This is a genomic window from Aeromonas sp. QDB03 (genome assembly GCF_027707985.1).
Taxonomy (GTDB): domain Bacteria; phylum Pseudomonadota; class Gammaproteobacteria; order Enterobacterales; family Aeromonadaceae; genus Aeromonas; species Aeromonas hydrophila.
Genome location: NZ_JAPCJG010000008.1, coordinates 84,969 through 109,829, shown reverse-complemented (window position 1 = coordinate 109,829; position 24,861 = coordinate 84,969). Strand labels below are relative to the sequence as shown.

General features: G+C 60.8%; 28 protein-coding genes and 1 other RNA gene. 17 read left to right on the top strand and 12 right to left on the bottom strand.

Annotated features, from left to right (window positions below; genetic code table 11):
* Positions 1-17 precede the first annotated feature (17 nt).
* The 8 genes from PG900_RS18220 to PG900_RS18185 form a co-directional block, all read right to left on the bottom strand.
* Positions 18-668 (bottom strand): DUF4310 family protein, encoded by a 651-nt coding sequence (locus tag PG900_RS18220; protein ID WP_011707606.1) that lies wholly within the window; start codon positions 666-668, stop codon positions 18-20.
* An 11-nt stretch (positions 669-679) separates the two neighbouring features.
* The gene (locus PG900_RS18215) at positions 680-1,456 is read right to left on the bottom strand and encodes a DUF4311 domain-containing protein (RefSeq protein WP_106551611.1); all 777 of its coding nucleotides are present in this window, start codon (positions 1,454-1,456) and stop codon (positions 680-682) included.
* A gap of 40 nt (positions 1,457-1,496) precedes the next feature.
* Positions 1,497-1,793, bottom strand: a complete 297-nt coding sequence (locus tag PG900_RS18210) for a DUF4312 family protein (RefSeq protein ID WP_106551612.1) — start codon at positions 1,791-1,793, stop codon at positions 1,497-1,499.
* A complete protein-coding gene (locus tag PG900_RS18205) occupies positions 1,793-2,158 on the bottom strand; it encodes a glycine-rich SFCGS family protein (protein WP_011707603.1) in 366 nt (121 codons plus the stop codon). Before PG900_RS18205 ends, PG900_RS18210 begins: the two co-directional genes overlap by 1 nt.
* Positions 2,159-2,521, bottom strand: coding sequence for a transcriptional regulator (locus PG900_RS18200; protein WP_017409378.1), 363 nt, complete (start codon positions 2,519-2,521; stop codon positions 2,159-2,161). It lies immediately after the preceding gene.
* A 308-nt stretch (positions 2,522-2,829) separates the two neighbouring features.
* On the bottom strand, positions 2,830-3,951 hold the full coding sequence (gene degS, locus PG900_RS18195) for an outer membrane-stress sensor serine endopeptidase DegS (RefSeq protein ID WP_011707601.1): 1,122 nt from the start codon (positions 3,949-3,951) through the stop codon (positions 2,830-2,832).
* 89 nt (positions 3,952-4,040) lie between these two features.
* Complete coding sequence (locus PG900_RS18190) at positions 4,041-5,402, bottom strand: Do family serine endopeptidase (protein ID WP_011707600.1); 1,362 nt, start codon at positions 5,400-5,402, stop codon at positions 4,041-4,043.
* Between the two features lie 81 nt (positions 5,403-5,483).
* Positions 5,484-5,864, bottom strand: coding sequence for a YhcB family protein (locus PG900_RS18185; RefSeq protein WP_011707599.1), 381 nt, complete (start codon positions 5,862-5,864; stop codon positions 5,484-5,486).
* A 140-nt stretch (positions 5,865-6,004) separates the two neighbouring features.
* Between PG900_RS18185 and zapE the strand changes: the two genes are divergently transcribed.
* The 8 genes from zapE to PG900_RS18145 all read left to right on the top strand — a co-directional run bounded on the left by zapE (position 6,005) and on the right by PG900_RS18145 (position 12,178).
* The gene (gene zapE / locus PG900_RS18180) at positions 6,005-7,099 is read left to right on the top strand and encodes a cell division protein ZapE (protein ID WP_270831962.1); all 1,095 of its coding nucleotides are present in this window, start codon (positions 6,005-6,007) and stop codon (positions 7,097-7,099) included.
* Between the two features lie 266 nt (positions 7,100-7,365).
* On the top strand, positions 7,366-7,794 hold the full coding sequence (gene rplM / locus PG900_RS18175; RefSeq protein WP_005336289.1) for a 50S ribosomal protein L13: 429 nt from the start codon (positions 7,366-7,368) through the stop codon (positions 7,792-7,794).
* A 15-nt stretch (positions 7,795-7,809) separates the two neighbouring features.
* Complete coding sequence (gene rpsI / locus PG900_RS18170; protein WP_005336286.1) at positions 7,810-8,202, top strand: 30S ribosomal protein S9; 393 nt, start codon at positions 7,810-7,812, stop codon at positions 8,200-8,202.
* Between the two features lie 295 nt (positions 8,203-8,497).
* Positions 8,498-9,088: a ubiquinol-cytochrome c reductase iron-sulfur subunit gene (petA, locus tag PG900_RS18165; RefSeq protein ID WP_011707597.1), complete on the top strand. Its 591-nt coding sequence runs from the start codon at positions 8,498-8,500 to the stop codon at positions 9,086-9,088.
* A gap of 2 nt (positions 9,089-9,090) precedes the next feature.
* Positions 9,091-10,308, top strand: coding sequence for a cytochrome b (locus PG900_RS18160; RefSeq protein ID WP_011707596.1), 1,218 nt, complete (start codon positions 9,091-9,093; stop codon positions 10,306-10,308).
* Positions 10,305-11,039, top strand: coding sequence for a cytochrome c1 (locus PG900_RS18155; RefSeq protein WP_085734751.1), 735 nt, complete (start codon positions 10,305-10,307; stop codon positions 11,037-11,039). Before PG900_RS18160 ends, PG900_RS18155 begins: the two co-directional genes overlap by 4 nt.
* An 87-nt stretch (positions 11,040-11,126) precedes the next feature.
* The gene (gene sspA, locus PG900_RS18150; RefSeq protein ID WP_011707594.1) at positions 11,127-11,756 is read left to right on the top strand and encodes a stringent starvation protein SspA; all 630 of its coding nucleotides are present in this window, start codon (positions 11,127-11,129) and stop codon (positions 11,754-11,756) included.
* Complete coding sequence (locus PG900_RS18145; RefSeq protein ID WP_017409380.1) at positions 11,753-12,178, top strand: ClpXP protease specificity-enhancing factor; 426 nt, start codon at positions 11,753-11,755, stop codon at positions 12,176-12,178. The genes sspA and PG900_RS18145 overlap by 4 nt, the downstream gene beginning before the upstream one ends.
* Before the next feature lie 52 nt (positions 12,179-12,230).
* Here PG900_RS18145 and dolP read toward each other — a convergent pair whose 3' ends face one another.
* The 4 genes from dolP to PG900_RS18125 are packed head-to-tail and all read right to left on the bottom strand — an operon-like array spanning position 12,231 to position 15,514.
* Positions 12,231-12,809, bottom strand: a complete 579-nt coding sequence (dolP, locus tag PG900_RS18140) for a division/outer membrane stress-associated lipid-binding lipoprotein (RefSeq protein WP_024945441.1) — start codon at positions 12,807-12,809, stop codon at positions 12,231-12,233.
* A 4-nt stretch (positions 12,810-12,813) separates the two neighbouring features.
* Entirely contained in the window at positions 12,814-13,404 is a 591-nt protein-coding gene (locus PG900_RS18135; protein WP_270801186.1) for a D-sedoheptulose-7-phosphate isomerase, read from the bottom strand.
* A 9-nt stretch (positions 13,405-13,413) separates the two neighbouring features.
* Positions 13,414-13,806 carry a YraN family protein gene (locus PG900_RS18130; protein ID WP_073351968.1) on the bottom strand — a complete coding sequence of 131 codons (393 nt, stop codon included), beginning with the start codon at positions 13,804-13,806 and terminating at the stop codon, positions 13,414-13,416.
* Positions 13,727-15,514, bottom strand: a complete 1,788-nt coding sequence (locus PG900_RS18125) for a penicillin-binding protein activator (RefSeq protein ID WP_045525728.1) — start codon at positions 15,512-15,514, stop codon at positions 13,727-13,729. Before PG900_RS18125 ends, PG900_RS18130 begins: the two co-directional genes overlap by 80 nt.
* Before the next feature lie 199 nt (positions 15,515-15,713).
* Here PG900_RS18125 and rsmI point away from each other — a divergent pair, with 199 nt between their 5' ends.
* From rsmI to mraY, 9 genes are all read left to right on the top strand, one after another.
* On the top strand, positions 15,714-16,547 hold the full coding sequence (gene rsmI, locus PG900_RS18120) for a 16S rRNA (cytidine(1402)-2'-O)-methyltransferase (protein ID WP_039213937.1): 834 nt from the start codon (positions 15,714-15,716) through the stop codon (positions 16,545-16,547).
* A gap of 115 nt (positions 16,548-16,662) precedes the next feature.
* An RNA gene (gene rnpB / locus PG900_RS18115) (RNase P RNA component class A) lies at positions 16,663-17,049 on the top strand.
* 449 nt (positions 17,050-17,498) lie between these two features.
* Complete coding sequence (gene mraZ / locus PG900_RS18110) at positions 17,499-17,957, top strand: division/cell wall cluster transcriptional repressor MraZ (RefSeq protein WP_005305730.1); 459 nt, start codon at positions 17,499-17,501, stop codon at positions 17,955-17,957.
* Positions 17,958-18,896, top strand: a complete 939-nt coding sequence (gene rsmH, locus PG900_RS18105; protein ID WP_270831961.1) for a 16S rRNA (cytosine(1402)-N(4))-methyltransferase RsmH — start codon at positions 17,958-17,960, stop codon at positions 18,894-18,896.
* A gap of 3 nt (positions 18,897-18,899) precedes the next feature.
* The gene (gene ftsL, locus PG900_RS18100; protein WP_005305726.1) at positions 18,900-19,214 is read left to right on the top strand and encodes a cell division protein FtsL; all 315 of its coding nucleotides are present in this window, start codon (positions 18,900-18,902) and stop codon (positions 19,212-19,214) included.
* Entirely contained in the window at positions 19,211-20,965 is a 1,755-nt protein-coding gene (locus tag PG900_RS18095) for a penicillin-binding transpeptidase domain-containing protein (protein ID WP_270831960.1), read from the top strand. The genes ftsL and PG900_RS18095 overlap by 4 nt, the downstream gene beginning before the upstream one ends.
* Positions 20,946-22,430, top strand: coding sequence for a UDP-N-acetylmuramoyl-L-alanyl-D-glutamate--2,6-diaminopimelate ligase (gene murE, locus PG900_RS18090; RefSeq protein ID WP_270831959.1), 1,485 nt, complete (start codon positions 20,946-20,948; stop codon positions 22,428-22,430). The genes PG900_RS18095 and murE overlap by 20 nt, the downstream gene beginning before the upstream one ends.
* Positions 22,427-23,782: a UDP-N-acetylmuramoyl-tripeptide--D-alanyl-D-alanine ligase gene (gene murF / locus PG900_RS18085; RefSeq protein WP_194759168.1), complete on the top strand. Its 1,356-nt coding sequence runs from the start codon at positions 22,427-22,429 to the stop codon at positions 23,780-23,782. Before murE ends, murF begins: the two co-directional genes overlap by 4 nt.
* On the top strand, positions 23,776-24,858 hold the full coding sequence (gene mraY / locus PG900_RS18080) for a phospho-N-acetylmuramoyl-pentapeptide-transferase (RefSeq protein WP_011707583.1): 1,083 nt from the start codon (positions 23,776-23,778) through the stop codon (positions 24,856-24,858). Before murF ends, mraY begins: the two co-directional genes overlap by 7 nt.
* Positions 24,859-24,861: the final 3 nt, after the last annotated feature.

Here is a 24,861-nt window from a genome sequence, read left to right as displayed (position 1 = left end):
CGCAGGGCGGCGGATGGTTATGCAAGTGCAACCGGGAAGAAGGTGCCGAGCAGCATGGCCCCCAGGATGGCGCCGCCGGTGATGGGCTTGCCCCACACGTAGAACAGCAGAGCACCCAGCAGGGAACCGATACCGATCGGGATCGAGGCGCCCATGGCGGAGAGGATGATGAGGGGGCCGAGGAAGCGGCCCGAGCTGTTGCCAGCCCCCATCATGACGTCTGCGCCGTAGGTGGAGTTGCTCTGGTTGATGGTGAACTTGCGCGCCAGGATGATCACGTAGCCGATGGCCAGACCAATCCCCATGCCGGTCGCCAGCGAGGCACCGAAGTTCTCCACCGGATAGACGATGCCGGCCCCCAGCAGCAGGGCAGGCACGCCGAGGCCTACCCCGGTCTGGATGGCGCCGCCGATATCCAGGATCCCCACCAGGGAGCCCTCGATGATGCGGGCAAACAGGAAGCTGGCGCCGAAGGCCGCCACCGCGCCATAGGCACCGGTATCCATGCCTGCCTTGAGCATGGCGACGAAGGCCACCTCGTTGAAGGCGCCGACCCCGTACAGGTAGAACATGTGGGTACCGGCAAAGACCCCGGCCGAGAGCAGGCCGACAAAGATGGGGAAGGACCAGTCGGCGTACCAGAAGTTGTTTTTCAGTTTCTCATCCACGGTGTGACCCCTTATTTGCCGCTGAGCAGGTTATGGACGTTTTCCAGCCACAGGGGAACCCCCAGATGGAAGGACTCGATGAGTTTCATGTCGAAGCCGCGGAAGAAACCGCTCAGCACGAACAGCAGGACGATGGCCGCCATCATCACCTTGGTGACATGGTTCCAGCCGCTCTCTTCCACGCCCTTGCCGATCAGGATGCCGAGCACCAGGCCCGGTACCGCGTTGCCCATGATGAGCTGGGCCAGACCGCCGAAGATGGTGGCCCAGAAACCGGACTTCTTGCCCGCCTCGATGGCGGCCAGCCAGAAGATCACCGGCATGACGGTGTTGACCAGCAGGTTGGCGGCCGGTACCAGCACCTTGACCGCGGTGACCTGCAGGGCGGCCGGTACGGCGGCGGCCGTGCTGTTGAGGAAGGCGACCACGATGGCACCTATGATGCCGCCGGCAATGGCCATCTTCTTCGGGTCGTGCAGGGTGGTGACGAGATCCCGGTTCTTGAACAGCAGTGCCGCCGTGGCCCAGTGCGGAATGATGCGGTGATCCACATCCTGGGTGAAGGCGCCGGCCGCCACGGTGGAAGCCCAGGCGTTGAAGAAGAAGCCGAGACCAAACGAGAAGTGGGAGGCGGGGTCCCCTTCACAGGAGTTGAGCTCACCCAGGGTACGGAAGGCTCCCATGCCCTGTACGGTCGGCGCGTGGAACATCCGTGCCGCGCCGGCCCCCACCCCGACGCCTACCAGGCCGCCGATGATGAGTGACTTGATAAATATGATTAGAAACATCCAACGTATCCTTCTTGTGGGGTGGTACCCGCGGGCGGCGTCACACCAGGGTGAACCTTACTTGCTCGGCATCCAGGCTGGTGACCTTGACCGTGATTGCCAGCTGGACCCGGAATTCGCGGCGCTGGCGCGGCAGGAAGAAGAACAGGAACTTCTCCACCCGGACCGACTCTTCGGCCTTGAGCACCTGCACCTCGAGCGGCTCGATGCGCAGCATCACCCGCGGGTTGTCCTTGAGCAGCGTTGGCTGCACCTGGCTGAGGGCGGCGGCGAACGCCTGCTGGCGAGTCGGTCCCTTGCCGTTGACCATGACCTGGGTGGTGAAGTCCTCTTTCATCAGGCGCGTCCGTGTTTCTTGGCGAAGGCTTCGATCAGCTTCTGACCCAGCTCTTCCTTGTCCATGAAGCCGAAGCCCAGCACCACGCAGCCTTCGTTGATGGCGGTCACGCCCTCTTCGATGGAGCGCATGCCGTAGCGGCACTTGTAGCCGTACTTGGTCTGCGCCGTGATGGCACCGGCGCCGCCGCTGCCGCAGAAGGAGATGCCGAGATCCGCCTGCTCCTTGTTCATCACGTCACCGAGCTTCATGTCGGCGGCCATGCCGGGGATGATGGTCACGCTGGCACCGGCGGTTTCCGCGCCTGCCCCCACTTTCTGGCCCTTGCCGAGTCGATCACCGATCACGAGTTTGATGGCTGTCATTTAGCTTTCTCCTTTCACTGAGCTGAGTTCGTTTTCTTTGGCAACTTCGAAATGGACGGACAGCAGATGGGCCTCTTCATAGGCCAGCTTGTCCAGCCAGGCGACGACCTGTTCGGCCAGGCGCAGGGAGAGGGGGGAGATCTCCTCGAACAGGCTGAGATCCACCTCCGGCAGCGATTCACCGCTGTAGGAGCGCCACACCATGGCTTTGACATGGGAGGCCAGCATCTGCCGCTGTACCTCGTTGGGGCGGATGCCCTGCTCGCCGAGCAGGGTGTGGATGCGCGCCAGCGTGTGGTCGGTCTGGCGCAGCAACGCCGGGCTGTCCGGGGTCAGGTTCTGGTCATGGGTCTCTGTGTGCAAGGTCTGCTCTCCAAGGCTGGCAGAAGGGATAGCGCTACCCTAAGCCGGCAGTAGAGGAGAGAGGAGGCACTGTTTTTCCGATTCGAAGCGGAAATTCCCGCACGCTTGGGCCGAAAGCGGTGATTTTTGTGGGGTGGAGGGGCAAAGGGTTGCTATCGGGGCCGACTTTGTGTGATCGAGGGCGCACTTGGCCCGTCGAGCCGGGCCGACAAGGCTTGCTGGAAACTGTGAGTCGCCTCACGGATGGGGGAGAGCGGGAAAAGCAAACAGGGGCGGTTGACCGCCCCTGTCGAAGAGAATTGGCGGGATCAGCTGGCGGTGGCGGCGCTTGCGCTGGCCCGGTTCTGGTAGCGCAGATCCTCTTCGATGGTGACCTCCACCTCCAGCGGCTTGCCGTCACGGATCACCGAGATGGTGAGCTTGGTGCCCGGCCGGCTCTCGACGATCTTGTCCATGGCGGTACGCACACCACTGATGGCCTCGCCGTTGATCTTGAGCAGCACGTCGCCCCGCTTCAGCCCGCCTCTGGTGGCCGGGCCGTTGGGATCCAGGCTCTCCACCACCAGGCCGCGCAGGTCGCCCAGATTCATCATGCGGGCGACGATGGGGTTGATCTCGACGCTGGAGATGCCGAGGTAGCCGCGGATCACCCGACCGTTGGCGATCAGCTCATCCATGATGCGCTTGGCCAGCTTGTAGGGGATGGCGAAGCTGATGCCGTAGCTCTCCTGATTGCCGTTGAGGTGGTAGGCGGCGGTGTTGATGCCTACCAGATCGCCGCGGGCATTGACCAGGGCGCCCCCCGAGTTGCCCTCGTTGATGGCGGCGTCGGTCTGCAGCAGATCCTGCCGGCCGTTGCTGTCCGGGCCCATGCTGGAGAGGCCGATGCGGCCGGTAGCGCTGATGATACCCTGAGTGATGGTCTGGCCGACGTTGTAGGGGTTGCCGATGGCGAGCACCACGTCGCCCACGTCGGGCAGGCGCTCCGGATCCTGCGGGATCACCGGCAGATTGTCCGACTCGATGTAGAGCACCGCCAGATCGGTCAGCTGATCGGAGCCGACCAGCTCGGCGCTGAATACCCGCCCATCCTGCAGCGCGACGATGATCTGGTCCGCATCGGCGATGACGTGATAGTTGGTCAGCACGTGGCCACGCTGGCTCATGATGACGCCGGAGCCGAGCCCTTGCGGCCTGAGTTCGGCCTGATTGCCCTGGTTGCGGGCGAAGCTGCGGGTATAGATGTTGACGACCGCCGGCCCGGCGCGGTGGGCGGCGTAGGAAAAACTCAGTTCACGGGCATTGGTGATGAGGCCGGGCAGCTGGGCCCCGCCACGGAAATTGGGAAACAGCAGCAACAGAAGAGCCGCCACGGTGAGACCGAAGCCGACAGACTTGCCCAAGTAACTGACTAGAGGGGGGATTTTCATGTCATTCTCATCCGTACATACAGCGCGCAGAGAATAACACTATCGGTGGATAAAAATCACCCGCGGCGAGGGCCGCGGGTGAGAGGCAGTTAACGGATCACCAGATAGAGGGAGGATTCCCCGCGCTGGATGTTCAGCGCCAGCACATCCGGCTTGTTCTTCAACGCCTTGCTCAGCTCTTCCAGCGAGTTGATGCGCAGGCGGTTGACCCCGATGATGATGTCACCCTTCTGCAGGCCGGAGGCGGCGGCAGGTGAGCGCGGATCGATGTCGGCCACGGCCACGCCGGTCACCGGCTCGGCGGTGGTGCTCAGCTTGGCCCCTTCCAGTGCCGGGTGCAGGGCGCTGGCCAGGATCTCGCTGTCATCCGCCTTCTTCAGCGTGACCTTGACGGTCTGCTCCTTGCCATCGCGGATGAGGCCCAGAGCGACCTGCTTGTCAGCCCCCATGGTGGCGATCTTGGCGCGCAGCTCACCAAACGAGCGGATGGCCTTGCCATCGATGCTGATGATGATATCGCCGGCCTTGATGCCCGCCTTGGCGGCGGCGGAGTCAGGCATGACCTGGTTGACGAAGGCACCATCCTTCTTGTTGTAGCCGAAGGTCTTGGCGATTTCGGAGGTGAGCTCGGTGCCGGTGATACCCAGCTGGCCGCGGCGCACTTCCCCGTATTTCACGATCTGCTCGGACAGGTCGCGCACCATGTTGGACGGAATGGCGAAGCCGATGCCGATGTTGCCGCCGTTCGGGCCCAGGATGGCGGTGTTGATGCCGATCAGCTCGCCGCGCAGGTTGAGCAGGGCGCCACCTGAGTTGCCGGAGTTGATGGCCGCATCGGTCTGGATGAAGTTTTCCAGATTTTCGATGTTGAGGCCGCTGCGGCCAAGCGCACTGACGATGCCGGAGGTAACGGTCTGGCCAAGGCCGAACGGGTTGCCGATGGCCAGCGCATAGTCACCGACTCGCAGCTCGTCGGAGTCGGCAAACTTGATCTGCACCAGATCCTCGGCCTTGATTTGCAGCAGCGCGATGTCGGACTGCTTGTCCTCGCCGATCTTCTTGGCGGCGTATTCACGGCCATCCTTCAAGTTGACCTTGATCTCGTCCGCCTCGTGCACCACGTGGGCGTTGGTGATCACGTAGCCCTTCTTGGCATCGATGATGACGCCGGAGCCGAGCGCCTGGAAGGGCTGCTCGCTCACCTGCTCGTCGGGCATGTTGGGGCCGAAGAAGAAACGGAACTGTTCCGGCAGACGCTGGCGGGTGATCTTCTTGCCGGAGACTGAAATGTTGACCACGGCAGGCGTGACCTGCTCGAGCACCGGCGCCAGGCTCGGCATCTCCTGATTGTTCGCCAGCAGAGAGGGCAGTGCAGCCTGTACAGGGGCCGCAGACATGGCGATACCGACACTGAGGGCTAACACACTGAGCACAGAAAGAGGTTTACGCATATGAAAAACAGCTCCCAGAAAAAGTTGCAATGCAATCGTCAAGGTCTGACCACGCTACCGCGCAATTAGTTCCGCAGGGAACTAACTGGACTGCTTGAGCAGACCGGAGGCCCCTGCATAGTCACGGGGTGGTACGCCCGGTTCTTCATTGGCCGGGACATCGCTGCTCTCGTCGAGCAGGGTTTCACGGAACAGCGGCTCCTGAGCCTTGGCCAGGAACTTGCTCTGCTCCGCCATATGGCGATAAAGGGTCTGGTACTGCTCGGCCAGCTGCTCCATCAGGGCGGCGCTGTCGGCGAAGTGGGTATTGATCTGGCCCTGGTAGCTTTCCAGTTCCTTGTGAGCCTTCTTTAGTTCTTGTTCCAGACGGCCGGCATCCCGGCTGCGCACTGTGAAGCGGCCGATGATGACACCGATAATCAAGGCGGCGACAGCCAGCAGGATCCCGTTTAACAGACTCATAGATGCTCCTTGTTACAGCTAAATCAATGTGGGTTGATGCGGCCAAAGCGGCCGCTACGCCTTGATGGCACTATACCGTGCACCCCGAGAGCGTGATACCATTTTGTCCTTCATTCAGGGACTTGAAGGCAATCGACAGGATGACCCCGCAGCAAAAGTATCAGCAGGATTTGCAGCGCCCCGGCTTCGTGGCCGACCCCGCCCAGGCGATGGCAGTGGCCCGTCTGGAGCGACTCTATCAGGATTTGTGCCAAACCCCGACTCCGACCAGATCCCGCGGCCTGCTGGGCTGGCTGCAAAAGCCGAAACCCCGCACGCCCATCCTGGGTCTATATATGTGGGGCGGAGTGGGCAGAGGCAAGACCTGGCTGATGGATACTTTTTTCGACAGCCTGCCGGGAGAGCGCAAGCTGCGCATTCACTTCCACCGTTTCATGCACCGGGTGCACGATGAGCTCAAGGGGCTGACCGGTCAGGCCGATCCGCTCAAGCTGATCGCCAGCAAGCTGGCCGGCGAGACCGACGTCATCTGCTTCGACGAGTTTTTCGTCTCCGACATCACCGACGCCATGCTGTTGGGGACTCTGTTCCAGGAGTTGTTCGGCCATGGAGTGGTACTGGTGGCGACCTCGAACATACCACCGCAGGATTTGTATCGAAATGGTCTGCAGCGGGCCCGTTTTCTACCGGCGATCGCGCTCATCGAGCGCCATTGCGAGATACTTAACGTGGACGGCGGCACCGACTATCGCCTGCGCACGCTGGAGCAGGCGGAGATTTATCACTTCCCGCTGGATCAGCAGGCAAAATCCAATCTGGATCGTTATTTTCGGCAGTTAACCGGGCTGGAAGAGGCCCGGGCGGGCAGTGTCGAGATCAATCACCGTCAACTGATGTCGCTGGGGATGGGAGAAGGTGTGCTCTATATGGAGTTTGAGCAACTTTGCTGTACTCCCCGCTCACAGGGCGATTACATCGAACTGGCCCGGCTGTTTCACACCGTCCTGCTGGCCAATGTGCAGCCAATGGGGGCGGGCACGGATGACGCGGCGCGGCGCTTCATCGCCATGGTGGACGAGTTCTATGAGAGGCACGTCAAGCTGATCATATCGGCGGCGGTACCCATGCAGGAACTCTATGGCAACGGGCTGCTGAATTTCGAGTTCAAACGTTGTCTTTCACGGCTTCAGGAAATGCAATCGCACGAATACCTTGCCAGAGTGCACCTTCCTTAGTCACAATACCGCGCCTGCCAGTCGGATGGGCATCTGCGGCAGGTAGGGCCGGGCGACATTTGCTAGCTTCATGGCAGTGAAATTAGCAGGTGATATTTAAGGCAACTTCACTTATAATCGCCCGGCCCACGTTACAGCTGTCGATAAGACAGCAACACTTTAAGCTTTACTTGTATTCGAAGGGGTACAGGTAGGCCATCGTTTGTTGTTTGTGGGAGAGCCCCCATAAGCAATTGGGTCTGTAACAGGTAATTGGGTTTAACTTAATGAAAACTTTCGTTGCCAAGCCAGAAACCGTAAAACGTGACTGGTACATTGTGGACGCAGAAGGTAAAACTCTGGGTCGTATCGCAACCGAGATCGCTGCTCGTCTGCGTGGTAAGCACAAAGCTGAGTACACTCCGCACGTTGACACCGGTGATTACATCATCGTTGTAAACGCTGAGAAGGTACACGTAACCGGTAAGAAATTTACCGACAAAATGTACCATGCTCACTCCGGTTTCCCGGGTGGTATCAAGTCCATCAGCTTCGACAAGCTGATTCAGCGTAAACCGGAAATGGTAATCGAAGCTGCCGTCAAAGGCATGCTGCCGAAGGGTCCGCTGGGCCGTGCCATGTTCCGTAAGCTGAAAGTTTACGCAGGCGCCGAGCACGCTCATGCTGCTCAGCAACCTCAAGTACTGGATATCTAACGGGAACTGGCAACAATGGCAGAAAATCAATACTACGGTACCGGCCGTCGCAAAAGCTCCACTGCTCGCGTATTTATCAAAGCGGGTAGCGGTAAAATCGTAATCAACCAGCGCTCCCTGGAGCAGTACTTCGGCCGTCCGACTGCCCGCATGGTAGTTCGTCAGCCGCTGGAACTGGTTGAGATGACCGAGAAACTGGACCTGTACATCACCGTTAACGGTGGTGGCATCTCCGGTCAAGCTGGTGCGATCCGCCACGGTATCACTCGTGCTCTGATGCAGTACGATGAAACCCTGCGTTCCGAACTGCGTAAAGCAGGCTTTGTTACTCGCGATGCCCGTAAGGTTGAGCGTAAGAAAGTCGGTCTGCACAAAGCTCGTAAGCGTCCGCAGTACTCCAAGCGTTAATTCGCTTTTTGTACGCGCTCTCGCGAGTGTCAAAAAAGCCTGGCCATGTGCCAGGCTTTTTTTATTGGTAATATTACCAACGACATTGCTAACACCACGTCACAAAAGACAAAAAATTGTGTATTTATTGTTTTTGACCTTCGCTTCTCTTTCTTGTCAAGTTGTTATCTTTTCTTTAAAATTCCCTCGGTTTTTCTGTGACAATTGTAACTCCGCTTCCGCCGCTGTTGTCACGGAAGAAAGGGGAACAGGGACACAATAAGAATGTGCGGAGTCCACATGGGAGAGTTTTTGGATGAGCAATGCGCCAGTTGATACCGGTCGCCGCAGATTTCTTACCTGGTCAACGGTCGCCGTTGGTGGGGTAGGAGCTGCTTTTACCGCAGTGCCGTTTATTAAGTCATGGAACCCGAGTGCCAAAGCCAAAGCGGCGGGTGCTCCGGTAGAAGTGGATATCAGTAAGTTGGAACCAGGCCAGCTCATCCGTGTTGAGTGGCGAGGCAAGCCGGTCTGGGTGGTGAAACGCACCAAGCAGACGCTGGATGCCCTGGCCGCGCACGACGACAAGTTGCGCGATCCGGCTTCCGACGAGCCCCAGCAACCCGACTATGCCCACAACGGTTACAGATCCATCAAGCCGGAGATCTTCGTGGCCGTCGGTATCTGCACTCACCTGGGCTGCTCCCCCTCCTATCTGCCGGACAGCTTTGGCGAGCAGGTGCAAGGCGTGACCTCAGGCTTCTTCTGCCCCTGTCATGGCTCCAAGTTCGACATGGCTGGTCGAGTGTTCCAGGGGGTGCCAGCACCCTTGAACCTGGTCATTCCGCCGTACAAATATCTTAGCGACACCACCATCCTGGTCGGTGCCGATGGCAAGGAGGCCTGACCATGTTTGCCAAACTGATGGGCTGGATTGACTACCGCTTTCCGCTCACTGCCATGTACAACGACCACATGGCCAAGTACCCGGCGCCCAAGAACCTGAACTTCTGGTACTTCTTTGGCTCGCTCGCCATGCTGGTGCTGGTCAACCAGATCATCACGGGTATCTGGCTGACCATGAACTACAACCCCTCCGCCGAAGGTGCCTTCGCCTCCGTCGAGTACATCATGCGGGATGTGGACTACGGCTGGTTGCTGCGCTACATGCACTCCACCGGTGCATCCGCCTTCTTTATCGTGGTCTATCTGCACATGTTCCGCGGCATGATCTACGGCTCCTACCAGAAGCCGCGCGAGCTGCTGTGGATCTTCGGCATGCTGATCTTCCTCTGCCTGATGGCGGAAGCCTTCATGGGCTATCTGCTGCCGTGGGGCCAGATGTCGTTCTGGGGTGCCCAGGTCATCATCTCGCTGTTTGGCGCCATTCCGGTCATCGGTGACGATCTGACCCTGTGGATCCGCGGTGACTACGTCATCTCCGGCGCTACCCTGAACCGCTTCTTCGCGTTGCACGTCATCGCCCTGCCGCTGGTACTGGTGATGCTGGTTGCCATGCACATCCTGGCGTTGCACGAAGTGGGTTCCAACAACCCGGACGGCATCGACATCAAGAAGCACAAGGACGAGAACGGCTGGCCGCTGGATGCTGTGGCATTCCACCCCTACTTCACCGTCAAGGACATGATCGGGGTTGCAGGCTTCCTGTTCCTGTTCTGCGCCATCATCTTCTTCAAACCGGACATGTGGGGTTATTTCCTCGAGAAGCCGAACTTTGAAGTGGCCAACGGTCTGAAGACCCCGGCACACATTGCCCCTGTCTGGTATTTCACCCCCTTCTACGCCATCTTGCGGGCGGTGCCTGACAAGCTGCTGGGCGTCATCATGATGGGGCTTTCCATCGTGGTGCTGTTCCTGCTGCCCTGGCTGGATCGCTGCAAGGTACGTTCGGTGCGCTATCGCAGTACCCTGCACAAGCTGAACATCGCCCAGTTCGTGGTCTGCTTCATCATTCTCGGGGTGCTCGGCGTCTTGCCATCGACTCCGACCCTGACGCTGATCGCCCAGATCTGTACCCTGGGTTATTTCGGTTTCTTCGTCCTGTTGTTCTTCTACAGCAAGAATGAAAGCACCAAGCCGCTGCCGGAGAGGGTGACATTTAAATGAAAAGAATAATTTTTGCAGTGCTGACCCTGCTGCCGTCGCTGGTGTTTGCCAACACCGGGGTTGTGCACCTGGACAAGGCCAACTACGACCTGAACGACAAGGCGTCGTTGCAGCGTGGTGCGGCAACCTTCATGAACTATTGCTTTGGCTGTCACAGCACCCAGTACCAGCGTTACAACCGGGTGGCGGCAGACATCGGTATTCCGGAAGATCTGATGGCGGCCAACCTGATCGTCAATGGTGCCAAGATCGGCGATCTGATGGAAAACTCGGTGCCGGACAAGGATGCGGCCAAATGGTTTGGCGCCCCCCCCCCCGATCTGACCCTGGTTGCCCGGGTACGTGGTGCCGACTGGATTTACACCTACCTGCGTTCTTTCTACGTGGATGAGACCCGTCCGTTTGGCGTGAACAACGTGGTATTCCCGTCCGTGGGCATGCCCCATGTGCTGGAGCCGCTGCAAGGCACGCCCCGCGCCGAGTTCGCGACCCACACCGTCGACGGAGTGGAAGTACAGCAGGTTGTCAGTGTCAAATCTGACGGCAACGGTGAAATGAATAACGAAGAGTATGATCAGACGGTACTGGATCTGGTAAACTTCTTGGTCTACTCGGCTGAACCGGTACAACAGGAGCGCGAACGCATGGGCTTCTGGGTACTTGGCTTCATCGTGATCTTCTTCATCTTCACTGTGCTGTTGAAGAAGGAATTCTGGCGCGACGTTCACTAAGCGACCAGATCCGGGTAATATAATGCACGGCAATGAAGACCAAGAGGCTTCATTGCCGTTTCTGTTTTTTAATGACGGGAGGGTTCAATGGCTGTAGCTGCCAATAAGCGTTCGGTAATGACGCTGTTTTCCGGTGCCAACGATATGTTCAGCCATCAGGTGCGCATTGTCCTGGCGGAGAAGGGTGTTAGCGTAGATATCTGCCAGGTTGACCCAAGCAACCTGCCGGATGAGCTGGCCGAGCTGAACCCCTACAACACCGTACCGACCCTGGTCGATCGCGAGCTGGCGTTGTACACCTCACGCATCATCATGGAGTATCTGGACGAGCGCTTCCCGCACCCGCCCCTGATGCCGGTCTACCCTGTGGCCCGCGGCAACAGCCGTCTGATGATGCATCGTATCGAGCTGGACTGGTATTCTCTGGCCGACAAGATCATGGCGGGTACTGACGTGGATGCGGCGCGTGCCGAACTGCGGGACAACCTGCTGGCCATCGCGCCGATCTTCGGTGAAATGCCCTATTTCATGAGCGAAGAGTTTGGCCTGGTCGACTGCTACATGGCCCCGCTGCTGTGGCGTCTGCCGAGCCTCGGTATCGACTTCACCGGTCGTGGCGCCAAAGAGCTGAAGGCCTACATGGTTCGTCTGTTCGAGCGCGAGTCTTTCCAGGCTTCCCTGACTGAAGCCGAGCGCGAGATCCGTGCCGGCGTATGAGCATGGAACCGACAATGACACCCAGTCGCCCGTACCTGCTGCGGGCGTTCTTCGACTGGTTGCTGGACAATGACCTGACCCCGCATCTGGTGGTCAACGTCAACATCCCTCATGTGATGGTGCCGATGCAGTTTGTCCAGGATGGACAGATAGTGCTGAACATCGCCCCCCGTGCGGTAGGGCAGTTCCACATGGACAATGAAGCCATCAGCTTCAGCGCCCGTTTTGGTGGTGTCTCCCAGCAGGTTTACATCCCGATGGCGGCCGTATTGGCCATCCATGCCCGGGAAAACGGCGTGGGAACCCTGTTCCCGCCTGAGCCGGGTTATGACCTCTGGCTGGAGCAAGCCGAAGCACCGGTGGAACCCGAGCCGGAACCGCCGCGTCCGAGCGGTCGTCCGACCCTGAAGGTCATCAAATAAAAAACGCAGCCAGCTGGCTGCGTTTTTTTATGCCGAGAGTCGGCGGTCAGTGCTAGTTCTGGGCGAACTCGAAGGCCTTGATCACGCGCTTCACGCCGCTGACGTGGCGGGCGATCTCGACGGCGTGATCCCCTTCCTGGCGGGTCACCAGGCCAATCAGGAATACCTCGCCGTTCTCGGTGACCACCTTGACCTTGGCACTGTCAAAATTCTTGGCGCCCAGCATGTCTGCCCGCACCTTGGAGGTGATCCAGGAGTCGTTGCTGCGAACCCCTATGCTGACCGGCTGGCCGAGGCGCAATTCGTTGTAGACGTGGCGCACCCCCTCGATGCGGGCCACTATCTTGCCAGCTTCGAGCTTGTAAGCGTCAGAAGGTGTCTGGCCGACCAGCAGCACGCGGCCGTTGTTGCTGTAGACGCTGATCTTGCTGGCCGCGCTCAGCGGCTTGTTGTCAGCCAGCAGGTTGGCCGCTTTCAGCTCGATGGCCTGATCATCCCACTGGGCGCCCAGGGTGCGGCGATCGCCGGAGGCTTTGGCGGTGCCAGCGGCACCGCCTACCACTACGGCCGCGCAGCCTTGCAGCAGCAGGGTGCCGGCCAGCAGGCCGAGCAGGAGCATTTGCTTGTTCATGGTTTCAATCTTCCTGTTGCGGGAAAAGAGTCTGGTCGATGAGATCACACAGGCAGTGCAGGGTCAACAGGTTCACTTCCAGAATGCGGGGTCGACGAGCCGACGGTACCCGGATCTCCACGTCGTTGGGGCCGAGCAGGCCGGCGATCTCGCCGCCGTCACCACCACCCAGCACCACTATGGTCATGTCGCGGGAGAGGGCGGCCTCGGCGGCCTTGATCAGGCTGCGGCTGTTGCCGGTGGTGGTGATGACCACCAGGATATCGCCGGGCTGACCGAGCGCCCGGATCTGCTTGGCATACACCTCTTCAAAACCGTGATCGGTGGCGATGGCACTGATGGTGGCCATGTCAGGGGTCAGCGCCATGCCGGGCAGGGAAGGGCGCTCGGTTTCGTAGCAGTTGACCAATTCCGAGATGAACAGCTGGGCCAGCGCTGCGGAAGGACCGTTGCCGCATGCCATCACCTTGTGGCCATTGAGCAGGCAGATGGTCAGCATCTGGGCTGCGGTATGGATGGCATCCGACAGCGCCTCGGCGGCGGCTATCTTGGTCTGGATGCTCTCGGTGTAGTTCTCTTTGATGCGGTCAGTCATGGGGTCCTCTTAAAATGCGTTCTGGATCCAGTCTGGCTGGTCGCCCTCGAACGCGATCACATCGAATCGGCAGGCCTGGCTGGCCTCGTTGATGGCATGTTGCTTGAAATAGTGGCGCGCTGCCAGCACGATCTTGTGCTGCTTGCGCCGGGTGACCGAGGCGGCGGCGCCGCCATGGCTGGTCTGGGCGCGGTAGCGGACCTCAACAAACACCAGGGTCTCCCCCTGGCGCATGATGAGATCGATCTCGCCGCCCCGGCAGCGGTAGTTGCGGGTCACGGGTTGCAGGCCGCGGGCCTGCAACCAGCGTTCCGCTAGCTGCTCAAAGTGCTGTCCCTTGCTCGGTGCTGACGGGAACAGGTTCTGCCACTGCTGGTGCATCCGTGCCAATAGACCCTTCATGGGGGGCTCCCTCGAGCTGAGGCATGGCACTGTCGCTGACCAGCTTGCCATTCTGGTAGGTGGCCCAGTCCAGTACCCGCACTATGTTACCGCTGGCATCCACGCTCAGCTGGCCGCTCATGCCAGGCTGCTGCATGGCATTGACCTTGCGCATTTGCTGCAGGTTTTCCGCCAGCGCCACGGCATCGTAGCCCAGGGCGAACAGGCGCAGCAGATCACCCTGGGTTTGCGGCCAGAGCAGGGCGATCTGTTCGCGCTGCTTCTCGTAACCGCCCAGCAGCAGCGGCATGTCGGAGATATGCATGCCGTTGAGCTCGGAGGCCACTTCGGTGGTGGCGCTGTCATAGCTGCGCGAGCTGCTGTAGATCGGCAGGCTGCCCATCGGATTGACCGAGATGTCCACATACGGCTTGATCATCCGGGTCTCCAGGCTGTTGGCGACCACATAGACCACGTCGATGCTGCGTGGCGCCGTGTCAGCCAGCTGCACCACTTCGCCGGCCCGGGCGGTGGAGCGACCGCTCAGGGCGTTCTTGACCATGCCCTGCACTTCGTTGCGAGCGCCGAAGGTGGCGACGACCGGCTTGTCCTGGCTCACGGTAGCCCAGGCCTGTTCAAACGCCTTGATGCTGCCATAACCGATCCGCCCCTGGGCGGCGATCAGCAGGGGTTTGCGATAGCCCTGGCCATAGAGGTACTGGGCAGCCTGCGCTGCATCGGCGGCGGCGGAGAGGGAGAAGTAGAAGGTGTTGTCATTGACGATCGGCTTGTCCAGCTCGTTGAGTGCCAGCACCGGTACGGTCGGATTGGACTTGAGCAGCTCCTCGACCCGGTCTTTGAGCAGCGGGCCGATGATCATGTTGGCCCCTTCCTGAATCGCCTGTTTGTAGAGCTCGCCCATCGCCTTGGTCTGGGTGTCGTAGAAGTTCAGGGTGAACTGGCCCTGATTCTCCTTGTAAGACATCAGCATGCCGTTGCGGATGGCGGCGCCCTGAGGCTCCAGATTGCCGGAGAGCGGCAGGAACACGGCGATCTGCTGCAGGGTGTTGATGTTGCTGGTCGTCAGATCGCCCAGACCCGCTGGCATGTCTTTCTGGGCAGGGTGGTTCGGGAAGGCCTGCTTCCAGCCAGCGAGCTGGCGTGCCAGCTGATTGGGCTGGGCGCCGAACTCGTTCACCAGCGCCGCCAGTCGCAGCCAGCCGGTAGTCACGTCGGGAGCCGGCGCCTCTTCCAGTGCCTGCAGGGTGGAGGGGGTCATGCTTTTGAGCAGTGACCAGATTTGCTGGTGATTGGTCGCCAGCTCATTCTGGGCCAGATAGGGCTCCAGCAGGATCAGCGACTTGGCGGCACCGAACTTGTTGTTGATGTCCAGTTGCAGCACCACCCGCTGGCGATACCAGTCTTTCTGGGTATCGGCATCCAGCGCCACCTCGGGTTTGCCCTCCAGCAGGATCAGCGCCTGGTTGGCGTTGCCCTGGGCGAGCAGCAGGTGAGCCTGCAACAGTTGCAGCTGGGCTTTTTGCTCGGCGCTCTGGCCCTGCTTCTGCAGTTGCTGGAACAGGGCCGCGGCCGGCTTGGCCTGACCGAGCGCCAGATAGCTGCGCGCCGCCATCACCTGCCAGGTGAAGGCTTCGGCCGGTTTGGCCGGATCCACCTGCGCCAGATACCACTGGGCATTCTTGGTCAGATCCGAGAAGGCCGACGGCATGCCGGATTGTCCGGTTGATTGATTGGGCTCCGACGCACAGGCGGCAAGCAGTACTGCCGCGAGTAGGATGCCGAAGAGTCGTGATACACTTAGCTGCTTTGTAACCCGGTTCAAGTTCATTCCCCGACCAGTGTTGAAATTCTCCATAGTGTAAACGGGCCAATATGGCGACACAATTGTCGGGACACTCGGAGCTCCCATGAGTGACATCCCAACCCTGTACATAGTCCCCACCCCGATCGGCAATCTGGCTGACATTACCCAGCGTGCATTGGACATTTTACGCAGTGTCGATCTGGTGGCTGCCGAGGATACCCGCCATACCGGCATCCTGCTCAGCCACTATCAAATCTCGGTGTCCACCTTCGCGCTGCACGATCACAACGAACAGCAGAAGGCGGACGTGCTGATCGGCCGGATAAAAGATGGCAAGAGCGTGGCCCTGGTCTCCGATGCCGGTACGCCACTCATCAGCGACCCCGGTTATCACCTGGTCACCCGTTGTCGCGAAGCCGGGGTCAAGGTAGTTCCGCTGCCCGGCCCCTGCGCTGCCATCACGGCACTTTCTGCGGCCGGGCTGCCCACCGACCGGTTTGCCTTCGAAGGTTTTTTGCCTGCCAAGAGCAAGGGACGTGACGACCGTTTGCAGGCGGTGATCGAAGACACCCGCTCACTGGTGTTCTACGAATCCCCGCGTCGGGTGCAGGACACGGTGGAAGCGATCGCCCGCATTCTCGGCGAACGCCAGGTGGTGGTGTGTCGCGAGCTGACCAAGACCTTCGAGTCGATCCACGGTCTGCCTGCTTCCGAGATGCTGGTCTGGCTGGGCGAAGACGAAAATCGCTGCCGCGGCGAGATCGTGCTGGTGGTCGCGGGCGCCAATAAAACGGAAGAGGAACTGCCGGCCGAGGCGATCCGTACCCTGGGGCTGCTAGTGGCCGAACTACCGCTCAAAAAAGCGGCGGCGCTCACCGCCGAGATCCACGGGGTGAAGAAGAACGCGCTCTACAAGTACGGCCTCGAACATTACTGAGGCGGGCAGATACAGGCCGGAGGCCAGCCTTGGCGTTCTCTCGAGTACGATTAACTCGGTCAAAACTCAATTGCAGGTTTACCCGAGGTGCCGGACAAGGCTATAATCCGCGCCCGGAGTTGGCTGGGCAATCGCTGCTTCGTCGTTGTGTCCCTCGGGACAGACGGGCGGAGGGGAGGAAAGTCCGGGCTTCATAGGGCAGGGTGCCAGGTAACGCCTGGGGAGCGTGAGCCTACGACCAGTGCAACAGAGAGCAAACCGCCGATGGCCCGCAAGGGATCAGGTAAGGGTGAAAGGGTGCGGTAAGAGCGCACCGCGCGACTGGTAACAGTTCGTGGCACGGTAAACTCCACCCGAAGCAAGACCAAATAGGCCCCTATTGGCGCGGCCCGCGTTGGGGGCGGGTAGGTTGCTTGAGCCAGCGAGCGATTGCTGGCCTAGAGGAATGATTGCTACCCGGGGCAACCCGGTACAGAACCCGGCTTACAGGCCGACTCCGACCTATTCCTGAAGAGCCTTGCGATTTATCGCGAGGCTCTTTTTTATTGGCGAGAAAATAGCAGCTTGTACCGAGAGATATATGTGTTGGCGGATCGTGAGATGGTCGACTCTATGCATATAGATCAGTTGGTTATGGTTTTTTCATACAAAATGCCTGAGTTATGTGGGTACCTGTGAATCTGAGCGGATCATCCCGCTGCTTATTGGTTCACCCTGCTGATCTTTTAATTCTTCGCAATTAATCGGATTGCCGTAAACACAAATAACTTGTGGAAAATCAACTCATTTAATCCTCGCTGCTGAAACGCTGCGTCAATATGTTCCCCATGCCCGAGATCCTCGCTTGAAAAGCCCTCAGCACGTCCTTAAACTTCAAGGTGGGGAAAAGTGGATCAAAGTGGTTTTTATAGGGCGGTTTGCCCCCTTTAACTCATTTTCAGGGACTGCAATTTGTTGCGTGGTGCGCATGCCATCAGCCTCGACAGCAAGGGGCGATTGGCGATTCCGACCAAGTACCGTGATTGGCTGCGCGACGAAAGCGAGGGCCAGCTGGTCTGCACCATCGATATTGCCCATCCCTGCCTGCTGCTTTACCCCCTAAACGAATGGGAAGAGATCGAGCGCAAGCTCAAGACGCTCTCCAGCATGAATCCCCTTGAGCGCCGCCTGCAGCGGCTGTTGCTCGGGCATGCGACCGAATGCGAGCTGGACGGCAATGGCCGTCTGCTGCTCAGCCAGCCACTGCGCAGCCATGCAGGGCTGGACAAGAAGATCATGCTGGTGGGCCAGCTCAACAAGTTTGAGCTGTGGGATGAAGCCCGCTGGCAACAACAGGTCAATGACGACATTCAGGGCCTGCCCGAGGACGATTGGGCAAGCTCGCCACGACTACAGGATTTCTCTTTATAAATGACCCAAGCCGCTGAACACATCACAGTGCTGCTGCACGAAGCCGTTGAAGGGCTGGCCATCAAGCCGGGCGGCATCTACGTCGACGGTACGTTTGGCCGGGGTGGTCACTCTCGTCTCATTCTCCAGCAGCTTGGCCCCAACGGCCGGCTGATCGCCATCGACCGGGATCCCCAGGCCATTGCAGAAGCGGCCAAGATCCAGGATCCGCGCTTCGAAATCGTGCACGGCCCCTTCTCCGGCATTGCCTCCTATCTGGATGAACGCGGCCTGCTGGGCAAGGTAGACGGTTTCCTGCTGGATCTGGGGGTCTCTTCTCCCCAGCTGGACGATGCCGAGCGTGGTTTCAGCTTCATGAAGGACGGTCCGCTCGACATGCGGATGGACCCCACCTCCGGTCAGAGCGCCGCCGAATGGCTGGCTCGCGCCGATGTGGACGACATTGCCTGGGTGCTGAAGACCTTTGGCGAGGAGCGTTTCGCCAAGAAGATCGCTCGTGCCATCGTGCACGATCGGGTGACCGAGCCCTATGTCCGCACCCGTCAACTGGCGGAGATGATTGCCCGCGTCAATCCGAGCAAGGAGAAGGGCAAGCACGCCGCCACCCGCAGCTTCCAGGCCATCCGCATCTACATCAACAGCGAGCTGGACGAGATCGAGACAGCGCTCAACGGTGCCCTGCAGGTGCTGGCACCGGAAGGTCGTCTCTCCGTCATCAGCTTCCACTCGCTGGAAGATCGGCTGGTGAAGCATTTCATTCGCAAGCATGAGAAAGGGCCGGAAGTGCCGCACGGCATTCCGTTGACCGAGGCCCAGCTGGCCGGCGGTCGCAAATTGAAGTCGGTCGGCAAGGCGCTCAAGCCTTCCGAGCACGAGGTCAATGAAAACAGTCGGTCCCGCAGCTCGGTGCTGCGGGTCGCCCAGCGGTTGGCGGAGTAAGCCATGAGCGAGGTGCGCGTTCATCTGGCCAGGGAGATCCTCGGAGATCTCTGGCGGCACAAGCTGCAGGTGGTGCTGGCCATCGCCGTGCTGATCACCGCCTTTGCGGTGATCCTGGTGACCAACATGACCCGTGGTCTGACGGCCAAGCAGAACGACCTGATGGCGGAGGAGGATCGGCTCAACATCGAATGGCGGCACCTGTTGCTGGAGCAGGGCACGCTGGCCGAGCACTCCCGGGTGGCGAGTCTGGCCATGGACAAGTTGCAGATGGCTCGCCCGCTGGTGACCACCGAGAAGGTAATTACACAACCATGAAACGCAAGGCTTCCGCCAAGGCTCAACCCAAGGTCAAAGCTCCGTCACTCTATCCGTGGCGCTTTCGCACGCTGGTGTTCTTCATCGGCATTGCGTTTGCCGGCTTGATCCTGCGACTGGCCTGGATCCAGGTGATCGACCCGGATCGGCTGCGTCAGGAAGGGGACATGCGTTCGCTGCGTACCACCGCCACTCAGGCGGTGCGCGGCATGATCACCGATCGCAACGGCGAGCAGCTGGCGGTGTCGGTGCCTGTGGAAGCCGTCTGGGCCGATCCCAAGACGGTGCACGAATCTGGCGCCATCCATAACGAGCGGGCCTGGCTGGCCCTGTCCGCCGTACTCAAGCTCGACATCAATACTCTCAAGCACCGCATCTCCAACCCGAGCAAGCGCTTCGTCTACCTGCAGCGTCAGGTGACGCCGGCGGTGGCGGAATACATCAAGGGCCTCAAGCTGGGTGGCATCTATCTGCGCCCCGAGGCGCGCCGTTTCTACCCGACCGGCGAGATCAGCGCCCACCTGGTGGGGGTGACCAACATCGACGGTAGCGGCATCGAGGGGATTGAGCGCAGCTACAACGAGTGGCTGACGGCAACCCCTGGCGAGATGCGGGTGCGCAAGGACAGGCAGGGCCGGGTCATCGAGCGGCTTGGTCTGGTCAAAGAGGGCAAGAACGCCAACGACCTGCAACTGAGCATCGACCAACGGGTGCAGGCGCTGGCCTACCGGGCGCTCAAGCGCGCCACCGACGAGAACAAGGCAACCTCCGGCTCCATGGTGATGCTGGACGTCAAGACCGGCGAAGTGCTCGCCATGGTCAACACCCCCTCCTACAACCCCAACAACCGCGGTCAGTACCAGAGTTTCCGGGTGCGCAACCGGGTGGTGACCGATACCTACGAGCCGGGCTCCACCGTCAAGCCGTTGATCCTGTTCAGCGCGCTGCAGGCCGGTGTTACCAGCTGGAAGGACACCATTCCGGGTGGCCCTCTGTTTATCGGGGCCAAGCAGATCCGCGACGTGAGTATCCACAAGGCGACCAACCTGTACGACATCCTGCGCTACTCCTCCAACATCGGCATGTCGCGCATCGCGCTGCGGATGCCGGCGCAGGAGATGATCAACACCCTCAGCATGGTGGGCTTCGGGATGGACACCGGCAGCGGCCTGATGGGTGAGAGCAGCGGCATGCTGCCCCAGCGCCGGCGCTGGTCCGACATCGAACGGGCCACCCTGTCGTTCGGTTATGGCCTGCGGGTCACCCCGCTGCAGTTGGCCTCCGCTTATGCCACTTTGGCCAACAAGGGCAAGCGGGTACCGCTCTCCATCGTCAAGGTGACCGAGCCGCCCAAGGGGGAGCAGGTCATCGACCACAACAATGCTACCGCCATGTTGCAGGCGCTGGAGTACGTGGTCAGCAATGCCATTCCGAAAGCGCAGATCCCCGGTTACCGGGTCGGCGGCAAGAGTGGTACCGCCAAGGTCGCGGTCGCAGGTGGCTACGGCAAGGATTACATGGCCTGGTTCGCCGGTTTCGCCCCGGCCAGCAATCCCCGTTTCGTCATGGTAGTGGTGATCAACGAGCCCAAGGGCGACGCCTACTACGGTGGTGCCGTTGCGACGCCGCCGTTTGCCGAAGCCATGGGCGGGGTACTGCAGCTCTTCAATATTCGTCCCGACGCGGTACCGCCTGCGGTGCCCACCAAACTTGCCCGTACGGAGGCTTCCAATGTTGTCCCGCGCACTTGATCAACTGATGCGCCCCTTTGGCATTACTGCCCCGGCGCTCGCGCTTACCGACATCCAGCTGGACAGTCGGCGGGTTGGGCCCGGTTGTCTCTTCGTGGCGATTCGCGGGCATCAGGTGGATGGCAGACGGTTTATTGAACAGGCGGTGGCTCAGGGAGCGACCGCCGTACTGTTTGAAGAGGATGGTGAATTCGTGGCACCGGCGCTGAGCGTGCCTTGTCTCGGGATCCCGGATCTGCCAGCCAGGCTCTCCGAGCTGGCCGGCTATTTCTACGACCAGCCGGCCAGCAAGCTGGATCTGGTGGGCATCACCGGCACCAACGGCAAGAGCACCACGGCGCTGCTGGTGGCCAACTGGCGCACCCTGCTGGGGGGCAAGGCCGGGGTGATGGGCACCATTGGCAACGGTCTGTTCGGCGAGCTGGTGGAAGCGGAGAACACCACTGGCAGCGCGGTGCAGGTGCAGGCCAATCTGGCCGCTCTGCAAGCGCAGGGGGCGGATCTGGTGGCGATGGAGGTGTCCAGCCACGGCCTGGTACAGCATCGCGTCGCGGCCCTGCCGTTTGCTGCCGCCGTGTTCACCAACCTGAGCCGGGATCATCTGGACTATCACGGCACCATGGAGGCCTACGGCGCCGCCAAGGAAGAGCTGCTGAAACTGGTGGACGAACCCTGCGCCGTGCTCAATGCCGACGACCGGTTGGGCCGCCAGTGGCTGGCTGCCTATCCGGCCGCCGTGGCGTTCAGCGTGCACGGCCCGGTGGCCTGTCACCCGGGGCGACAGCTGACGGCGCAGGATCCCCATTTCCACCAGCAAGGTTTTCGCACGCAGATTAACTCCAGCTGGGGGAATGGTGTATTATCCGCCCCCTTGCTCGGGCGCTTCAACGTCAGCAACGTGCTGGCCGCTATGGGCGCCATGCTGGTGCTCGGTTATGACTTCGACGAGTTGCTGGCCAGCGCGCCGCAACTGCAGCCGGTAACCGGCCGCATGGAGTGCTTCGGTGGCGGCAAGGCGCCGCTCGCCGTGGTCGATTATGCCCACACGCCGGATGCGCTGGAGAAGGCCTTGCAGGCCCTGCGGGTGCACTGTGAAGGACGGCTCTGGTGTCTGGTGGGTTGTGGTGGCGATAGGGATCGCGGCAAGCGTCCCATGATGGCCGCCATGGCCGAGCTGCATGCGGATCGCGTGATCCTGACCGATGACAATCCCCGTACCGAGGAGCCGGCCCGGATCATGGCCGACATGGTGGCGGGTCTTCGCGATCCCGGCGCCGTGCAGATCGAGCACGACAGGACCAAAGCAATCCAGCTGGCACTGAGCCAGGCGAGCAAACAGGACATCATCCTGGTGGCCGGTAAGGGTCACGAGGATTATCAGATCATTGGAACCGACAAGCGGCACTACAGCGACCGGGAAACCGTTGCGGCCGCCTTGCACACATTATTGGAGTCATTCGCATGATGACCCTCAGGCTTGCCGAGCTGGCGCAGGTACTCGATGCCCGTCTGATTGGTGAAGATGGAGCGATCACGGCTGTCAGCACCGACACCCGTACCCTGGGCGCAGGCGCGTTGTTTGTTGCGCTGCGCGGCGAGCGTTTCGATGCCCACGATTTCTGCGAGCAGGCCGTGGCCGCCGGGGCATCGGCCCTGCTGGTCGAGCGTGAACTGCCGTTGGCGATCCCCCAGCTGGTGGTGACCGACAGTCTCAAGGGGCTGGGTCGCCTCGGCCGGCTGGTGCGCGAGCGGATCAACCCGAAAGTGCTGGCCATCACCGGCAGTTGCGGCAAGACCACGGTGAAGGAGATGGCGACCGCCATCCTGCGTCAGGAAGGGGACGTGCTGGCCACCGCCGGCAACTTCAACAACGAGGTGGGGGTGCCGCTGACCCTGCTGCGCCTCGAGCCGCAACACAGGTTTGCGGTGATGGAGCTGGGGGCCAACCACCCGGGCGAGATCGCCTGGACTACCTCGTTGGCCAAACCCGATGCCGCCATCATCAACAACGTGGCGGCCGCGCATCTGGAGGGCTTCGGCTCGCTGGAAGGGGTATTCCACGCCAAGAGCGAAATCTTCGAGGGGCTGGGCGAGGGCGGCACCGCCATCGTCAATGCCGACAACGAATTCTGGCCGAAGTGGCAGGCGCGCGGGATCCACTGCGCCTTCTCCATCGAGGATCAGCGTCAGCCGTTCCATGCCAGCAACGTGGTGATCAACCAGCAGGGCTGTGCCGAGTTCGTCATGGTGACCCCGCAGGGTGAAGTGAGCCTGACCCTGGCCATCCCGGGCCGCCATAACGTGGCGAACGCCCTGGCCGCTGCCGCCGGCACGCTGGCGCTCGGCGCCTCGCTCGCCTCGGTCAAGGCCGGACTCGAGCAGATGGCGCCGGTCAAGGGCCGTTTCTGCGTCCAGCGCTGGGGTGGTCTTACCCTGGTGGACGACACCTACAACGCCAGCGTGGAGTCCGTGCTGGCGGGCATTGATGCCCTGACCGCCATGAGTGGCTACAAGGTGCTGGTGTTCGGTGACATGAAGGAGTTGGGTGAGGAGTCCGCCGAGCAGCATGCCCGGGTCGGACGCCACGCCAGCGAGCGCGGCCTCGATGCCGTGCTGACTGTAGGGGAACAGAGTCGCCACACCGCAGATGCCGCGGCTGGCCGACATTTCGATAACAAGGCGTCGTTGTTTGAAGTGCTTGCGCAAATGATAAATACACATCAAGAAATCGCGATCCTGGTCAAAGGGGCCCGCGGCTCCCGCATGGAAGATATCGTCGAGATGGTCAAAGACCGTCAGGAGTCAGCCACATGCTAGTCTGGCTGGCGGAACTGCTCACCCCGCACTTCACCTTCTTCAACGTCTTCTCCTACCTGACGTTTCGCGCCATCCTGTCGATCATCACCGGCCTGGTGGTGGCGCTCTGGATGGGGCCGCGTCTCATCCGCCGCCTGCAGATCCTCAAATTCGGCCAGGTGATCCGCAATGACGGTCCGGAGTCGCACCTGAGCAAGAAAGGCACTCCGACCATGGGCGGTCTGATGATCATCGCCGCCATCTTCATCTCGGTGCTGCTCTGGTGCCGCCTCGACAACCCTTATGTCTGGCTGGTGCTGTTCGTGCTGGGTGCCTATGGCGCCATCGGCTTCGCCGATGACTACCTCAAGGTGGTGCGCAAGAACACCGACGGCCTGATCGCCCGCTGGAAGTACTTCTGGCAATCTGCCGTTGCGCTGGGGGTGGCCGTGTTCCTTTACGCCACCGCCACGCACGACGGTCAGACCCAGCTAGTGGTGCCCTTCCTCAAGGATGTGATGCCGCAACTCGGGCTGATGTTCATCGTACTGACCTACTTCGTCATCGTCGGCACCTCCAACGCGGTCAATCTCACGGATGGCCTGGATGGTCTGGCCATCATGCCGACCGTGATGGTGGCGGGGGGCTTCGCCTTCATCGCCTGGGCCACCGGCAACGTCAATTTCGCCAACTACCTGCATATTCCCTATGTACCCTATACCTCCGAGCTGGTGATCGTCTGTACCGCCATCGTCGGGGCGGGTCTGGGTTTCCTCTGGTTCAACACCTATCCGGCCCAGGTGTTCATGGGGGACGTGGGCTCCCTGGCGCTGGGCGGCGCACTCGGCACCATCGCCGTGCTGGTGCGTCAGGAGTTCCTGCTGGTGATCATGGGCGGCGTCTTCGTGATGGAGACCGTCTCGGTGATCCTGCAGGTGGGGTCCTACAAGCTGCGCGGCGTGCGCATCTTCCGCATGGCACCGATCCATCACCACTATGAGAAGAAGGGCTGGCCGGAGCCGCGCGTCATCGTGCGCTTCTGGATCATCACGCTCATGCTGGTGCTGCTCGGCCTCGCCACCCTGAAGGTGAGGTAAGCC

Excerpts from the sequence above, each read along its gene's own strand:
- PG900_RS18125 (WP_045525728.1), bottom strand. The coding sequence starts at position 15,514 with ATGCCGTCGGCCTTCTCGGATCTGACCAAGAATGCCCAGTGGTATCTG.
- rplM (WP_005336289.1), top strand. The coding sequence starts at position 7,366 with ATGAAAACTTTCGTTGCCAAGCCAGAAACCGTAAAACGTGACTGGTAC.
- PG900_RS18215 (WP_106551611.1), bottom strand. The coding sequence starts at position 1,456 with ATGTTTCTAATCATATTTATCAAGTCACTCATCATCGGCGGCCTGGTA.
- murE (WP_270831959.1), top strand. The coding sequence starts at position 20,946 with ATGTTGTCCCGCGCACTTGATCAACTGATGCGCCCCTTTGGCATTACT.
- PG900_RS18095 (WP_270831960.1), top strand. The coding sequence starts at position 19,211 with ATGAAACGCAAGGCTTCCGCCAAGGCTCAACCCAAGGTCAAAGCTCCG.
- PG900_RS18135 (WP_270801186.1), bottom strand. The coding sequence starts at position 13,404 with ATGACTGACCGCATCAAAGAGAACTACACCGAGAGCATCCAGACCAAG.
- murF (WP_194759168.1), top strand. The coding sequence starts at position 22,427 with ATGATGACCCTCAGGCTTGCCGAGCTGGCGCAGGTACTCGATGCCCGT.
- dolP (WP_024945441.1), bottom strand. The coding sequence starts at position 12,809 with ATGAACAAGCAAATGCTCCTGCTCGGCCTGCTGGCCGGCACCCTGCTG.
- PG900_RS18130 (WP_073351968.1), bottom strand. The coding sequence starts at position 13,806 with ATGAAGGGTCTATTGGCACGGATGCACCAGCAGTGGCAGAACCTGTTC.
- PG900_RS18160 (WP_011707596.1), top strand. The coding sequence starts at position 9,091 with ATGTTTGCCAAACTGATGGGCTGGATTGACTACCGCTTTCCGCTCACT.
- PG900_RS18155 (WP_085734751.1), top strand. The coding sequence starts at position 10,305 with ATGAAAAGAATAATTTTTGCAGTGCTGACCCTGCTGCCGTCGCTGGTG.
- rsmH (WP_270831961.1), top strand. The coding sequence starts at position 17,958 with ATGACCCAAGCCGCTGAACACATCACAGTGCTGCTGCACGAAGCCGTT.
- rsmI (WP_039213937.1), top strand. The coding sequence starts at position 15,714 with ATGAGTGACATCCCAACCCTGTACATAGTCCCCACCCCGATCGGCAAT.
- mraY (WP_011707583.1), top strand. The coding sequence starts at position 23,776 with ATGCTAGTCTGGCTGGCGGAACTGCTCACCCCGCACTTCACCTTCTTC.
- sspA (WP_011707594.1), top strand. The coding sequence starts at position 11,127 with ATGGCTGTAGCTGCCAATAAGCGTTCGGTAATGACGCTGTTTTCCGGT.
- ftsL (WP_005305726.1), top strand. The coding sequence starts at position 18,900 with ATGAGCGAGGTGCGCGTTCATCTGGCCAGGGAGATCCTCGGAGATCTC.
- rpsI (WP_005336286.1), top strand. The coding sequence starts at position 7,810 with ATGGCAGAAAATCAATACTACGGTACCGGCCGTCGCAAAAGCTCCACT.
- PG900_RS18205 (WP_011707603.1), bottom strand. The coding sequence starts at position 2,158 with ATGACAGCCATCAAACTCGTGATCGGTGATCGACTCGGCAAGGGCCAG.
- PG900_RS18185 (WP_011707599.1), bottom strand. The coding sequence starts at position 5,864 with ATGAGTCTGTTAAACGGGATCCTGCTGGCTGTCGCCGCCTTGATTATC.
- PG900_RS18190 (WP_011707600.1), bottom strand. The coding sequence starts at position 5,402 with ATGCGTAAACCTCTTTCTGTGCTCAGTGTGTTAGCCCTCAGTGTCGGT.
- petA (WP_011707597.1), top strand. The coding sequence starts at position 8,498 with ATGAGCAATGCGCCAGTTGATACCGGTCGCCGCAGATTTCTTACCTGG.
- zapE (WP_270831962.1), top strand. The coding sequence starts at position 6,005 with ATGACCCCGCAGCAAAAGTATCAGCAGGATTTGCAGCGCCCCGGCTTC.
- degS (WP_011707601.1), bottom strand. The coding sequence starts at position 3,951 with ATGAAAATCCCCCCTCTAGTCAGTTACTTGGGCAAGTCTGTCGGCTTC.
- PG900_RS18210 (WP_106551612.1), bottom strand. The coding sequence starts at position 1,793 with ATGAAAGAGGACTTCACCACCCAGGTCATGGTCAACGGCAAGGGACCG.
- PG900_RS18145 (WP_017409380.1), top strand. The coding sequence starts at position 11,753 with ATGAGCATGGAACCGACAATGACACCCAGTCGCCCGTACCTGCTGCGG.